Below are 12,686 nucleotides of genomic sequence, written 5' to 3'. Positions count from 1 at the left end.
GCAGGCGGCGAACGAGGTCGCTACAGAGACGCGAGCCTCGGCGACACGTCGCTGGCGATCCATTCGCAGATCGTGTCGTCTTCGTGGCAGAAGTGCTCGAAGACCACTTCGTCGAGGCCCTGGTCGCGGAGTTGGCCGACGTAGTCGACCAGCTGTTCGACCGAGCCCTGCCACGGACCGTGCCCGGCCGCCGTCACGGCTTCGAGCGATGGGGTGGTGCCCGCGGGCGCGAACATGCCGAGGTAGCGCTCCAGCGCCTGCTGCCGATGATGGTCGTCAGGCCCGATGGTTGCGAACACCAGCATCGATCGACGGATCTCGGCGGGGTCGCGTCCGATCGCATCGCAATGCCGCTCGAGTGCCGCGTTGGCTGCTCGGAATCCTTCGACGTCGAGCGGCGTGGTGTTCCACTCGTGTGCGTGGTCGGCGACGATCTTCAGCGTGCGCTTCGGGCCACTGCCCCCGATCAGGACACGAGGCCGGCCATCGGGTGGGTGCGGCTTCGAATCCGTACCGGCGATCCGGTAGTACGACCCATCGAACGTCCCCGAGTCGGAGTACCAGAGCTCCTTCATCAGACAGAGGGCCTCGTCGAGGCGGTCATACCGCTCGCTGGGCGGCGGGAAGCCGATGCCGTACACCCTGTGTTCGACGGGGTACCACCCGGCGCCGAGCCCGAGCACGAATCGGCCATCACTCAACGCGTCGAGCTGTTGGGCCATCCGGCCGACGTTGACCGGTTCACGGAACGTCACCGGCGTCACCAGCGTCCCGAGACGAAGGTTGGTCGACTCCTCAGCCGCCATCACGAACGACAGGTACACGTCGATCGCGTCCTTCTGTGTGCCGTTGAAATAGTGATCGGATCGATACAACGAGGTGTAGCCGAGCCGCTCGACGAGTTGGACGATGTGCTTCCAACGGTCCCAGGTCAGCGGGGTTGCTTCGCCGATGATGATGCCGACGTCCATGCTGCCTCCTCCTGACCACCGTGACTCTAGTCACTCGCTGCCTGCCGGCTCCCAAGGACGGGCTACCGACGGGTTGAGCGATTGGGTAAATCTGACCTCCGACCTGCCGAAAAGGGATCACGGGAACCATTGTTCGTCGATCCCTTCCGCGGCACGCTGAAGGGATGCGTGACGAGGCGATGGATCCTGATCGGACCACCATGAATGCATCGATAGCTCCTCAATCGCCTGTTGCTCTGCCTGACACGCCGTCGTTCGACATGACGCCGTACGGCTCGCGATACGTGGCTCCTGAGGGCGCCGTTGCCGTTGCGAAGGCGAACGTGCTCGAGGCCATTCGCCGCTATGGCTCGCTCACCGCATCGCTGCGGGTCGATCCTGACTATCTGATCATCGGAGCGAAGCGCGGTGGCACCACCTCCCTTGCCCGCTACCTGCTGCTGCACCCCGACGTGCGTCCGCTCTTCCCGGCGCGTGAGACCCGGAAGGGCACGTACTTCTTCGACGTCAACTACGGACGGGGCCACGACTGGTATCGCTCGCACTTCCCCACCCGCATGGCGCACGGTCTTCGTGAACGCCGGGCAGGGCATCCGCTCGCCATCGGCGAGGCGACCCCCTACTACCTCCACCATCCCCATGCCCCGGTCCGAGCGCGCGGCATGGTGCCGAACGCCAAGATCATCGTCTTGCTGCGGGATCCGGTCGAGCGGGCCTACAGCCACTGGGTCGAGCGAACCCGCAACCGGGTGGAGACGCTGAGCTTTGCCGACGCAATCGAGGTCGAAGCTCGGCGTCTCGACGGCGAAGAAGCGCGTATGTTGGCCGATCCGGCCCACCAGAGCTTCGCCCACCAGCACTACTCCTACGTCGACCAGGGCCGCTACGCCCGTGGCCTGCGCCGGTGGATGAACGCCTACCCGGCCAACCAGCTCCTGGTGCTGCGGTCCGAGGATTTCTACGCCGATCCGGCGTCGGTCTACGCCGAAGTGCTCGAATTCCTGGGTCTGGCGTCGTTCATGCCCGACGAGTTCCGGGCGTGGAACATGAAGCCGAAGGATGCGATCGATCCCGCGGTCGTCGACCGGGTCCGTTCGATGCTGGCCGACGACATCGTCGAGCTGGAGCAGTTGCTCGGTCGCTCGATGCGCTGGTCGTGACGAGCGAACGCCAGACGGTGCTGTTCACCGGCGGTCTCGGCCGTTCGGGCAGCACGCTGATCGAGAAGCTCCTCAACGAGCTGCCCGACACGTTCTCGGTCGGCGAAACTGTGCACCTGTGGGAGCGCGGCGTGCGAGACCACGAACGATGCGGTTGCGGCGAGCCGTTCGCCGAGTGCGCCCACTGGCAATCCGTTGGCGTCGAAGCCTTTGGCGGCTGGGACCAACTCGACGTCGACCGACTCATCGATCTTCGCTGGTCGATCGATCGCAGCCGACGCCTGCCCCAGATCTTCGCCGCGCTGAAGTCACGGCAGCTGAACACCGACGAGGTCGAGTACGTCGACCACCTGCGGCGAGTGCTGCTCGCTGCAGCGACGACCGCAGGCGGTCCACAGGTCCTGCTCGAGTCGAGCAAGCATCTGTCGACGGCGACGCTGCTCGCCACCGATCCCTCGCTCGACGTCAGGGTGCTCCACCTGGTGCGTGACCCGCGTGGTGTCGCGTACTCGTGGACCAAGGAGGTCAAGCGGCCCGAAGCCGGGCCCGACGAGGTGATGCCGATCTACCGCCCGGAGCGCACGGCACTGCGCTGGGTCACGGACAACCTGGGCTTCCGGACACTCGCCCAGCTCGGCGTACCGACGATGACGCTGCGCTATGAGGACTTCCTCACTCGACCGACGCAGACCATCCGCTACATCGCCGAGTTCGCCGGGCTGAGCATCGAGGACGGCCAACTCGGATTCCTCGACGGCAACGAGGCCAAGCTGCGCACCCCGATGCACTCGATCGCCGGCAACCCGCTTCGGTTCGGTGGAGCCGATCTGACGCTGCGTCTCGACGATGCGTGGAAGACGCAGCTCGATCCGACGTCACGACGGATCGTCACCGCCATCACCGCTCCGGTCTTGGGTCACTTCGGCTACCCCCTCCGCCCCTGACCCGCCGCACCACGGTGGCGCCTCAGGCGTGGGGTGTGGCCTTCACTCGGCCGTTCACCACGACCACACCCTCGGCAGCGAGCCGTCGTGCGTGCTCGTCGGGGTCATGCGGGATGATCCGACCATTGGCCGCCACCACACGCCACCACGGCAGCCCCTCGTGGCGTCGCAGCACGCCCCCGATCGCCCGGGCAGCGCCGGGAAAGCCGGCCTCGGCCGCCACTTCGCCGTAGGTCATGACGTCGCCCGGTTCCGTGGCGACGAGAACAGCGATCACCGCCGCCTCGAATGGTGTCGGCTCAGGATCCGGCACCGGTTCGCTGCTCCCACCACGACCGCAGCCGAGCCTCGATCTCGTCGTCGGCCAACTCGCCTTCGGTCCGTTTGAGTTCGAGCAGGAAGGCCAGTGCCTCGCCGACCTCGCGACCGGCGGGGAGCCCGAGGAGTTCCATGACGGCCTTGCCGTCGAGCTGCGGTCGCTCGGCTGCCTCCTGCGCTTCGCGGGCCAGACGGACGACTCGTCGTTCGAGATCGTCGATCTGCTCGTGGAGGCGGGCTTCCTTCGCCCGGTTCCGAGTGGTGCAGTCGGCGCGGACGAGTTCGTTGAGCAGGCCGAACAGGTGCCCGGCATCGCGGGTGTAGCGCCGAACGGCCGAATCGGTCCAGCCATCGCCGTAGCCCTTGAAGCGGCCCGACAACCGGACGAGCTCGGCGACGTCTTTCACGACCTCGGATTCGTAGCCGAGGTCTCGCATGCGACGCTTGGTGATCTTCGCACCGACGGCTTCGTGATGACGGAAGGTGACGCCGCCATGGTCGAACGACCGGGTCGCCGGCTTGCCGATGTCGTGGAACAGCGCGGCCAACCGGAGCGTGAGGTCGGGGCGGGTCTTCGCCGTGACGGCGATGGTGTGTGCCAGCACGTCCTTGTGTCGATGGATCGGGTCTTGCTCGAGTTCGAGCGCACCGAGCTCGGGCACCACGATGTCGGCATCTCCGGACGAGCAGAGCTCCCAGAGCGCATCGGTCGGGTCGGGCTCCAACAACACAGCGTTGAGCCGGTGGCGTCGGTCGTCGGCGTTCACGGGTCCACGACTATCAGGACGTCGGACATTTGGCTACTGAGTTGCCTGGTCGAAGGGCGAGACCGTGACCGGGCCGCCGCTGCGTATGGAGACGGTCGAGCCCGTCTCGGCCGCGGCCCCGACGCCGACGTCGACCTGGTCGGCCATGTCGTCGTCGGTGACGACCGTGAGGTCGTACCCGGTGTCGGGTACGACGAGATCGACGTTGCCGCTGTCGTTGGTGAGCACGACGGTGAGGGGAGGTGCAGCGAACTCGAGCGCCATCGACGCATCGTCGAGTTCGACGGTGAGCTGCTCCAGCGCGAGACCGAACCCGGCGACATCACCGGTTGCGCTGACGACTCGAGCGGATCCGGCGATGGGACCGAGGAGGACGTCGTCGCGGTCGGAGAACACGGTCAAGTTGCCGGCGAACGAGTGCACCTGCACGGCGCCGGCGTCGGCAATGACCACCAGCTCGGTACCGGGGACGACCTCGATCGACGTCGTCGCCCGACACGGCCATCTGGTCTCGCACCGGACGCGGAAGACCGCTTCGTCGCCGTCGTTGGCGAGCTCGACGGTTGGGCGCCGGACGAGGAACGAGTCGCTGTGGCTGGCCCGGTTCTCGGTCCCGCTGCGCACCTCGACCGGGCCGGCATCGGAGACGACAACGATGCGACGACGATCACCAAACGACAGGCTCGCCTCGTCGGAGCGGTCGAGCCACCCGAAACCGAAGAAGACCACGAGAACGGCGGCGATGGACCCTCGCAAGATGCGTCGGCGTCTCGTCGCCTTGGCCTCGATCGAGCCTGCCACCCGAGCATTGTGCCAGAAACGGCCCTCGGACCGATCCCGGCATCAGTCCGCCAGCGGCGTCGTGACGCCGACCACGTGCGACCGGTCAGGCGGTGCCGGCGATGAGGATTGCGACCCCGAGATGGATCGCACCAATCGACGCAACCTGCAGTTGGGTGGCCCGACGTTGACACAGGAGTCGGACCGACCCCAACGAGAACAACGCAGCCGTGACGCCGGCAAGAGCGAGGGTGCCGCTGAGTTCACCCACCACCAGGATGAGTGCGGCGATCGTGCCCAGGGTCAGCACGCAGGTGGGCTGTGCCGCCAACTCGTCCACCAGGCGACGATCGGATCGTTCCCGCTCGGTTCGTGCAAATGCCGCCGTTGTCATTTCGATGCTTTCCGTGTTCTCCCGCCAAACGGCGAGAGCGGGCAACGCAATGGTTCGAATGGGTGAGGTTCGAATGGCCGCCGGTCGAGCTCGCCGCTGAGCGATGCTGACTCGGCGTGGACCTTTCCACGTTCGCTCAACGGCTGTCACGTTGGCGACCGCGACTGTCATCGTTTCGCAACAGTGTGGGCCACTTCGCCGGGAAAGATGACGATTCCGAGGAACTCGGCGCCCCCTCGCGACCGTTGGAGGTCAGGAAGCGTCGTTCTCGATGCGGCGGTCCACCCGCCATCGCCCCTCACCTTTGCGAAGGAGCTGCACCAATGAAGAAGACGCTCACCGGCGTCGTGCTCGGCATCGTTGCGTTCGCCGGATTCGCCGTGTGGTCCAACCTCATCGACGTTCGCTTCCCGTGGCAGGTCCTGCCCGAGTTCGCCGATGTGCACGTCGATCTGACCCTTCCCGAGGAAGCAAAGATCGTCGAGGTCGAACCAATTGCCCTCGATTGCCGGGCTCGCATCCATGCCGAGGTCCCGGTCGAGGGACGACGCGAGCACTCGATGTTCGGCAAGGTCTACCGGACCGACACTGTGACCATGCAGGCCACCGGCGACGTCGACACCTGTGTCGAAGGGACGTCGGCCGACGTGATCTACAAGCGTGACGGATCGACCGAGGTGATCATTCCCGGTGAGTCGATCCTCTTCGTTCGTCCGCGGGTCGATGCCGTCGCCACTGCGTCGTCGGTGCACGAGACCAAGGGCGCCGTCGGCAAGTTCACCGACGCGTTCCCGTGGGTCGACACCGACTCGGGACTCACGCCGCTCGCCTATGCGTACGCCCAGAACGTCATTGGATCGAGCCAGTGCATGCAGGCGGCGTACACGGTGACCGAGCAGGTGCTGATCGACGCCTATCGGCAGCAGTTCATCGACCAGGGCGCCGATCCGGCGACACTGGTCGTGCGCATCGAGGGTGAACCCCTGTTCCCGAACGCCCCCGAGGTCGACATGGGCGACGGGGTGACGATGTCGGTCGGGAGCGACCAGGTGAGCTGCACGACGGCCGACGGACTCGGCCGGACCATTCCTCAGCAGTAGCACCCGCCACCGCTGGTCGGCCGGCAACCAACCGGGGTATCAGCCTTCGCTGGTATCTGGGGCCGGCGGGTTGTAGATCGTCGGTGGGGTGACGCTGACCGATGGGATGGCGACCGTGGTCGGCGCAGCAGTGGTGGGCGGCACGGTGGTGGTTGCTCGAGGACGCGTGGTCGGCGGGCTGGTGGCGGGCGGCTTGGTCGCCGGGGCGGCGGTCGCCTGCGGCGCGGCCGTGGTTGCCACCGTGGTGGTCGTCGCCTCGGTGGTCGTGGTGGCCTCGGTGGTCGTGGTGGTCACGACCGTCGTGGTGGTCGTCGGCTCGGTGGTGGTCGTCGTGGCCTCGGTCGTGGTCGTCGAGTTCACCGTGGCCACGGTGGTCGCGTCGACCTTGACGCCGCGATCGTCGCCGGACAACAGCAGATAGCCGTTGACGCCGAACACGGCGAGCACCACGGTCACGCCGAAAACACGCTTCATTTCGTAGGCTGGAAATTCCATCGGTCCGCTCACCTTCCCGCTCCGCCCCCACCAGTATGCGGTGGAGCTTCGGGGAGCGAAAGGTCGCCGGGTCGAATCACCCCCCATGGTGAGCTGCGTTACTCACCGGACGACACGAGGTTCCTGGGATACGGTCGAGCCATGGCGACCGACGGTCCACTCCATGTGAACGGTTCGCTGACCATCCCGGCATCCGACCTGACCTGGAAATTCGGACCCTCCGGCGGGCCCGGCGGCCAGCACGCCAACACGGCCAACACCAGGGCAGAACTGGTCTTCGAGATCGCGACCTCGGAGTCGCTCAATACGTATCAGCGAGATCGACTCGAACAGGAATTCGGTCCTCGGCTCCGGATCGTCGCCGACGAGTTCCGGTCGCAGACCCGCAACCGCGAGGCGGCGCTGGAGCGGATGGCGGACCGGCTGGCCGACGCACTGAAGCCAAAACGAGTGCGGCGGGCGACACGTCCCGGGCGCGGGGCGAAGGAACGCCGGTTGAAGGCGAAACGCCAGCGGAGCGAGGCGAAGGCGAGGCGATCGAAGAACTGGGACGACTGATCCCTCCGGAACTGGCGCCGCGTCCACCGCTGGCCCCGATCGGCGGTGGCGGACATACTGACGGCCATGGCTGAGATCACCAAAGCATGGGACATGGTCGACGTGGCGAAGGCGTCGCTCGAGAACTTGAGCGCAGCGCAGGTCGAAAGCGAGCGTCAGGCCGGGTCGGCGATCATCGTCGACATCCGCGATCACCGGGAGCTGTACCTCAAAGGGAAGATCCCGGGAGCGGTGCATGCACCTCGGGGCATGCTGGAGTTCTGGATCGATCCGGCGAGTGAGTACTACCGCAAGGTGTTCTCACCCGAGAACCGCTACATCGTCTACTGCGCAGGTGGCGGCCGGTCGGCGCTGGCCGCAAAGGCCATGAAGGACATGGGCTATCCCGATGTCGCCCACCTCGAACCCGGGTTCGACGGCTGGGAGGCCGCCGGTCTCGAGATCGAAGACATCAAGGACGACTCCAAGTGGGTGCCGCGGGCCGACTGAGCCCTGCCGGCGCCCCGGCGTCAGCCGACCGGCTGCGCGACGGCCAGCGCACCGGGACGTGCTGCCAACGTCACCGGAGCCGACCCGAATTCCTCACCGTCGGCCCAAAGGGGTTCGTCGGTCTCGACGCGCACGCTGCGAGCCCGATAGGTCTTCACCTTCGGGTGCCGTACGTGACGGCCGGCGAACACGGTCGGCATCACGCGAAGCAGTTCGAAGGCGGGCACCGCCTCGACCACGACCAGGTCGAGGAGTCCGTCGTCCTCCTCGGCGTCGGGGCAGATCGCCATGCCGCCGCCGAAGTAGCGGGTGTTGCCAATGGCGAAGAACGCCGTGTCGAGGTCGACCGACTCACCGTCAATGGTGAACCGGACAGCAACCGGCTCGAGGCGAGCCGCCTCCAGCACGGTCGCCACGGTGTACTTTGCCTGCCCCGGCGGGAAGCGCATCGGGTTGGCCCGAGCCGTCACCCGTCCGGAGAAGCCGGCAGTCACCACGGACGCGGCGAGCCGACCGTCGTCGCCCTCGATGAGGTCGATGGACTTCGGATCGCCCAAGATCGCCTGGCGGAGTACCGATCGGTGCCGGGCCGCCGGGAGCTTGTGTCCCTCGCCGATGCCGAGTCCCCGGGCGAAGTCGTTGCCGGTGCCGCTCGGGACGAGGCCCGCCGTGATCGACGTGCCGGCGAGGGCCGGCAGCGCGAAATGGATCAGGCCGTCACCGCCGACGATCACGAGTCGGTGCAGCTCGGCCCGGTGTTCGTCGATGACGGCGGGAATCTCGCTCGGCGACGCTGCGGTGAGCACCCGGTGCCGGAACCCGAGGGCAGTGGCGGCATCGGTCGCCTTGGTCAGCGCTGCCGCCCGCGGGCCGCCAGCTTCGGGCCGAGCGAGGAAGTGGACGAGATCGGGTTCAGTCACGGTCTTGCCACGTGCAGACGCACACCTCGTTGCCCTCGGCGTCGGCCAGCACCCAGAAGGCTCGCGCCCGCGCATCACTCACCATGACGCCACCGGCGGCGAGCGCCGCCGCCACCCGGGCCTCGGCCTCGTCGTGGGCCACCGACACATCGATATGGATGCGGTTCCGCTGCTGGCGTGGCGAGTCCATCTGCTGGAACCAGACTGCCGGTCCGCGGCGCTGCGGGTCGACCAGAGCGTTGCCGGCGCGGCGGTACCCCAGGACGGCCATCCAGAACGGTCGAATGGCATCGATGTCGAGGGCGTCGATGGCGATCTCCAGCCGCTCGGTCGTCGCCGGCAACGAACGCATTCCCATCGCAGCGGCCAGTGACGAGATCGTCGACGCGAGGTCGAGGTCGAGATCGCTCAGGCCGTCGATCGAGTGGGTCGTCAGCGTGACGTGGACGACGCCCGGATATCGCAGGTCGATGTCGGGGTGGTGATCGGCGTCGTCGGCTGCCTTCGCAACGGCAGCGGCAAACGACGCCGCCTCGGTGAATGCTCCGGTGTCGCCCGAGGCATCGGCCTCGAAGCTCGCCTCGATGCCGCCGAGCAGGTAGCGCCAGTCGACGAGACCGGCTTCCGACATGGCCTGGGCCGCAACGGGAGTGGGCATTGGGTGAGCGTAGCTGTCCGCTATGGCCACCGTCTGAACGTGCGCGGTGGGTCGCCCGAGCGCCAGATGGCCACGGTGTCGGCCGAGTCGACGGCGGCTGCGAGGTCGACGTCGAGGGCGAATCCCTTCTCGATCAACTCGCGACCGCTCACGCACGCGCGCAGGACATCGCCGATGTGGTTCTCTGCCGCTACGAATGCAGCGGCGGCCGTGTGTGCTTCGACCGACAACTCGAGGCCCCGCTCGCCAAGCCGTGCTGCGATGGCGCCGGCCCCGAGCTGATCTTCGAGCGCGGGCCGGATGCCCGGCCTGCCGGGAACCGTCGATGACCAGTGCTCGGCGGCGGCGACGATCGTGCAGCGACGGCGGGGGTCGGCGGTTGGATCGCTCTCGCCGAGCAGCTCGACCACTGCGTTCGCTGCCGCCGTGCGATTGTTGAGCGCCGCGATCAGTACCGCAGGCGCCGAGACCGGCGGTCTGATCCTCGTCGGGAGGGCTTCCGTGCCAGCACTTCGGCCGCGGTCCATCGCAGCGGACACACACGCAGCGCCGTTCCACGACGTGAAGATCACGCGGTCACCAGGCTCGAGGGCGCCGAGGCTGGCCGGGGAGAGCGAGAACCGCTCACCGTCGGGAATCCTGCCCTTGGCGATGATCTCGGCGTCGAGGTCACGAGCGATCGCCTCTCGGCCGCCCCGCTGGTCGATCTCCTCGCCTGAGTACACAAGGGCCTCGGCACCCCGGTCGACGGCGATGCCGATCGTCGTCGAGAACGAGAGCACGTCGACGATGACCACGATGTCGCCCCGCTCTGCTGCCAGACGAGCACCTTCGGCCGTCGATTCGACATGGATATCGGCCACCGGCCACGGCTCGAAGGGCGAAGTTCCGACGTCGGTCACAACCGACACTCTGCCAGGAGCAGTGGTCGGTCAGTCGTCTTCGAGTTCGATGCGATCGCCGGCGACGTCGAAGATGGCGGAACGAATGCGGGTGATCACCCCGTCGAGATCGTCGACATATCCGAGGGCGGCATGTTTCACGTCGTCGTCGCTCAGTTTCGATGCGAGCGACTGGAGCCCGATGCCGATGGTGAACACGCTTTGGATGACGTTGTCGTGGAGTTCGCGCGCCATCCGCTCCCGGTCGTCGATCAGCTGGGATCGCTCGCGAGCGGCATGTACCTCGGTCTCGATCGCCACTCGGCTGGTCACGTCGCGGACGGCGGCCACGGTGCACGGACCTTCAGGGCCTTCCACCGGGCTCAGGCTGATCTCGACGAGGAAGGTCGAGCCATCACGGCGACGGGCTTCGAGCCGGGTGCCCTCCCCCATCGCTCGGACCGACTGGGCGGCCTGGTAGTTCTGGCGGAGCCGGACGTGGCGCTCGCTCAATGCGTCGTCGAGCAGGTGTTCGATCTGTCGACCGAGGAGCTCACCACGGTCGTAGCCGAACATGGCTTCGAGCTGGGAGTTGACGAGCAGCATCGTGCCGTCGGCGTCGACCACCACGATGCCGTCGGGGGCGGCGTCGACCACTGCCCAGGCGACCTCATCGCCCACACTGCCTTCGGCGAGGGGACGCTCCGGTCCGAACCGTCGAGCAACCGACGTCTCGGCGCGATGACTCCGGCCGGCGTCAGATGGTTCGGTCGACATGGCACCAGTGTGGCCCAAAGTTGCTCGAATGCGGGACTCCGCTCGATCAACAGAACGTCAACGAGACCTTCACCATGCCTGAACACGCGGTGCGCCCACCTCGGCCAACGCCGCCACGGAGCGCCATCGTCCGACCGCCGGCGACTGCAACTCCCGGGCCACCAGCCCACGCCCACGCAAGTCTCGGCGCTGGAGCCCAGATCCGGGCCGCCCAGCCGAGAGTTCGTCAGCTGCGGGCTCGTCAGCTGAGAGATCACGCACTTTGCCTGCGCTTCACCGACGGGTCATGCCGGAGCCATCGCTGCAGCCACTTCGTATGCTGCTAGCCGCCGAGCTTGCACGGACCCGTCCGACGCAAGTGGGCGTGCCCCCGTGGGGACGGCGCGAAACTCGCTGAGCTGGGCCTATGTAGGCCAGGAACGTACCTTTGGAACACGAATCGCCACATTCTGGAACACGAATCGGCGTTTCCGCAGTTCACAGCGGTGGATCGGCTCGAAAACCGTGACACGGCGCAGCGCTCAGTATGGCGACCCCAGGTCGTATCTCCTGGACCCCTCGGAGTGGCCCGAGGGCGACCTCACCGCTGACGCGCCGCCCGCTGCTGTCCACCTTCAGCAGATCGTCCGGGCTGTCGAAGCAGCCCTCGCCGAAGCATCGATCTCGCGGCGAGAACTGGCCCGCCGTTCAGGTCTGGGTAATGCCACGCTGGACCGTTTGCTCAACGGCGTGGGATGGCCTGACTACTTGACGATCGTTGCGATCGAAGACGCAGTCGGCGTGGCGATCTGGCCCGATCGAACGATCTGACGATGGGCCAGTGCCCATCGTCGGGCAAAGGCGTTGGCACTCGTTCCCTGCGGCGAGCATCGCTGTCTCCCAGCGACTGTGGACACCGACGCATCGAACGTTGGATCTGACTACTCCCGAAGCTGTTGGAAAATTGCGTAGGGGTCGAAGACCACAGGTGGTCGACGACGGGCCGATCGAACGTCGAAGGTGAACGGGCCGGGCACGATCTCGATCCTCTTCGACCCGGTGTGGTTGACCGCCACCCAGTCGGTGTCGCTCCCGGGGTACGCATCGAGTAGCTCGACGAGGAAGCGCTCGATCTTCTCTCGAGGACATCCAGCGGTCGAGAACCGGACGGCTGCGCTGATGGCGACAATGTGAGTTTCCTGCAGCCCTGATGCCTGAAGATGGTGTCCGCTGGATCGGAACCAGGCAATCCACCGCTCGAACTCACCCGACCCGTCGTCGACGATTTGCCGTGCAGTTTCGAGATCGAAGGTTTGGGCCATCACTGCATCCCAGCCGAGTGCTCACCACAACCCGAAATCGAGCGTGCCGTCAGCGAGTGAGTCCCAACTGGTAGCGAGACCTCTTCGAGCTGAGGCTCGAGCGACAGTCCAAGAACGCTTCCTCGACGGCCCCTCGTGCTGTGGTTCTCCCGCCTGCTGCCTGCGAAGCGTGA

Annotated in this window: 17 protein-coding genes; 6 read left to right on the top strand and 11 right to left on the bottom strand. The window is 66.7% G+C overall.

What is annotated here, in order from left to right; all coding sequences use genetic code 11:
- Positions 1–20: 20 nt before the first annotated feature.
- Positions 21–971, bottom strand: coding sequence for an LLM class flavin-dependent oxidoreductase (locus R2733_12525; GenBank protein MEZ5377323.1), 951 nt, complete (start codon positions 969–971; stop codon positions 21–23).
- A 164-nt stretch (positions 972–1,135) separates the two neighbouring features.
- Between R2733_12525 and R2733_12520 the strand changes: the two genes are divergently transcribed.
- Both R2733_12520 and R2733_12515 read left to right on the top strand, forming a co-directional pair.
- Positions 1,136–2,131, top strand: coding sequence for a sulfotransferase (locus tag R2733_12520; GenBank protein MEZ5377322.1), 996 nt, complete (start codon positions 1,136–1,138; stop codon positions 2,129–2,131).
- Complete coding sequence (locus R2733_12515; protein MEZ5377321.1) at positions 2,128–3,075, top strand: sulfotransferase; 948 nt, start codon at positions 2,128–2,130, stop codon at positions 3,073–3,075. Before R2733_12520 ends, R2733_12515 begins: the two co-directional genes overlap by 4 nt.
- A 22-nt stretch (positions 3,076–3,097) precedes the next feature.
- Here the strand turns inward: R2733_12515 and R2733_12510 are convergent, their stop codons facing one another.
- From R2733_12510 to R2733_12495, 4 genes are all read right to left on the bottom strand, one after another.
- Positions 3,098–3,388: an MGMT family protein gene (locus tag R2733_12510; protein MEZ5377320.1), complete on the bottom strand. Its 291-nt coding sequence runs from the start codon at positions 3,386–3,388 to the stop codon at positions 3,098–3,100.
- A complete protein-coding gene (locus R2733_12505) occupies positions 3,375–4,160 on the bottom strand; it encodes an HDIG domain-containing protein (GenBank protein ID MEZ5377319.1) in 786 nt (261 codons plus the stop codon). Before R2733_12505 ends, R2733_12510 begins: the two co-directional genes overlap by 14 nt.
- A gap of 33 nt (positions 4,161–4,193) precedes the next feature.
- Positions 4,194–4,961, bottom strand: a complete 768-nt coding sequence (locus R2733_12500) for a hypothetical protein (GenBank protein MEZ5377318.1) — start codon at positions 4,959–4,961, stop codon at positions 4,194–4,196.
- Positions 4,962–5,046: 85 nt separating this feature from the next.
- Positions 5,047–5,280: a hypothetical protein gene (locus R2733_12495; GenBank protein ID MEZ5377317.1), complete on the bottom strand. Its 234-nt coding sequence runs from the start codon at positions 5,278–5,280 to the stop codon at positions 5,047–5,049.
- Between the two features lie 377 nt (positions 5,281–5,657).
- On the opposite strand from R2733_12495, the gene R2733_12490 reads away from it, so the two are divergent.
- Positions 5,658–6,434 (top strand): hypothetical protein, encoded by a 777-nt coding sequence (locus R2733_12490; GenBank protein MEZ5377316.1) that lies wholly within the window; start codon positions 5,658–5,660, stop codon positions 6,432–6,434.
- A gap of 39 nt (positions 6,435–6,473) precedes the next feature.
- Here R2733_12490 and R2733_12485 read toward each other — a convergent pair whose 3' ends face one another.
- Complete coding sequence (locus R2733_12485; GenBank protein ID MEZ5377315.1) at positions 6,474–6,929, bottom strand: hypothetical protein; 456 nt, start codon at positions 6,927–6,929, stop codon at positions 6,474–6,476.
- A gap of 141 nt (positions 6,930–7,070) precedes the next feature.
- On the opposite strand from R2733_12485, the gene arfB reads away from it, so the two are divergent.
- Positions 7,071–7,487, top strand: a complete 417-nt coding sequence (gene arfB, locus R2733_12480) for an alternative ribosome rescue aminoacyl-tRNA hydrolase ArfB (protein MEZ5377314.1) — start codon at positions 7,071–7,073, stop codon at positions 7,485–7,487.
- Between the two features lie 66 nt (positions 7,488–7,553).
- The gene (locus R2733_12475; protein MEZ5377313.1) at positions 7,554–7,976 is read left to right on the top strand and encodes a rhodanese-like domain-containing protein; all 423 of its coding nucleotides are present in this window, start codon (positions 7,554–7,556) and stop codon (positions 7,974–7,976) included.
- A 20-nt stretch (positions 7,977–7,996) separates the two neighbouring features.
- On the opposite strand, the gene R2733_12470 is transcribed toward R2733_12475, so the two are convergent.
- From R2733_12470 to R2733_12455, 4 genes are read right to left on the bottom strand one after another with little or no spacing between them, the layout of a single operon-like run.
- The gene (locus tag R2733_12470; GenBank protein ID MEZ5377312.1) at positions 7,997–8,896 is read right to left on the bottom strand and encodes a diacylglycerol kinase family protein; all 900 of its coding nucleotides are present in this window, start codon (positions 8,894–8,896) and stop codon (positions 7,997–7,999) included.
- The gene (locus R2733_12465; protein MEZ5377311.1) at positions 8,889–9,554 is read right to left on the bottom strand and encodes a VOC family protein; all 666 of its coding nucleotides are present in this window, start codon (positions 9,552–9,554) and stop codon (positions 8,889–8,891) included. The genes R2733_12470 and R2733_12465 overlap by 8 nt, the downstream gene beginning before the upstream one ends.
- A gap of 20 nt (positions 9,555–9,574) precedes the next feature.
- Positions 9,575–10,456: a 2-phosphosulfolactate phosphatase gene (locus R2733_12460; protein MEZ5377310.1), complete on the bottom strand. Its 882-nt coding sequence runs from the start codon at positions 10,454–10,456 to the stop codon at positions 9,575–9,577.
- Between the two features lie 30 nt (positions 10,457–10,486).
- The gene (locus tag R2733_12455) at positions 10,487–11,212 is read right to left on the bottom strand and encodes a PAS domain S-box protein (GenBank protein MEZ5377309.1); all 726 of its coding nucleotides are present in this window, start codon (positions 11,210–11,212) and stop codon (positions 10,487–10,489) included.
- A gap of 504 nt (positions 11,213–11,716) precedes the next feature.
- Here R2733_12455 and R2733_12450 point away from each other — a divergent pair.
- Positions 11,717–12,022 carry a helix-turn-helix transcriptional regulator gene (locus R2733_12450; GenBank protein ID MEZ5377308.1) on the top strand — a complete coding sequence of 102 codons (306 nt, stop codon included), beginning with the start codon at positions 11,717–11,719 and terminating at the stop codon, positions 12,020–12,022.
- Between the two features lie 110 nt (positions 12,023–12,132).
- Here R2733_12450 and R2733_12445 read toward each other — a convergent pair whose 3' ends face one another.
- The gene (locus R2733_12445) at positions 12,133–12,513 is read right to left on the bottom strand and encodes a hypothetical protein (protein ID MEZ5377307.1); all 381 of its coding nucleotides are present in this window, start codon (positions 12,511–12,513) and stop codon (positions 12,133–12,135) included.
- Between the last annotated feature and the right edge of the window lie 173 nt (positions 12,514–12,686).

The sequence above is a fragment of the Acidimicrobiales bacterium genome (assembly GCA_041394265.1).
Lineage (GTDB): Bacteria > Actinomycetota > Acidimicrobiia > Acidimicrobiales > SZUA-35 > JBBQUN01.
Note: the sequence above shows the minus strand (reverse complement) of the source record. Positions and strands in the feature narration are given on the sequence as shown.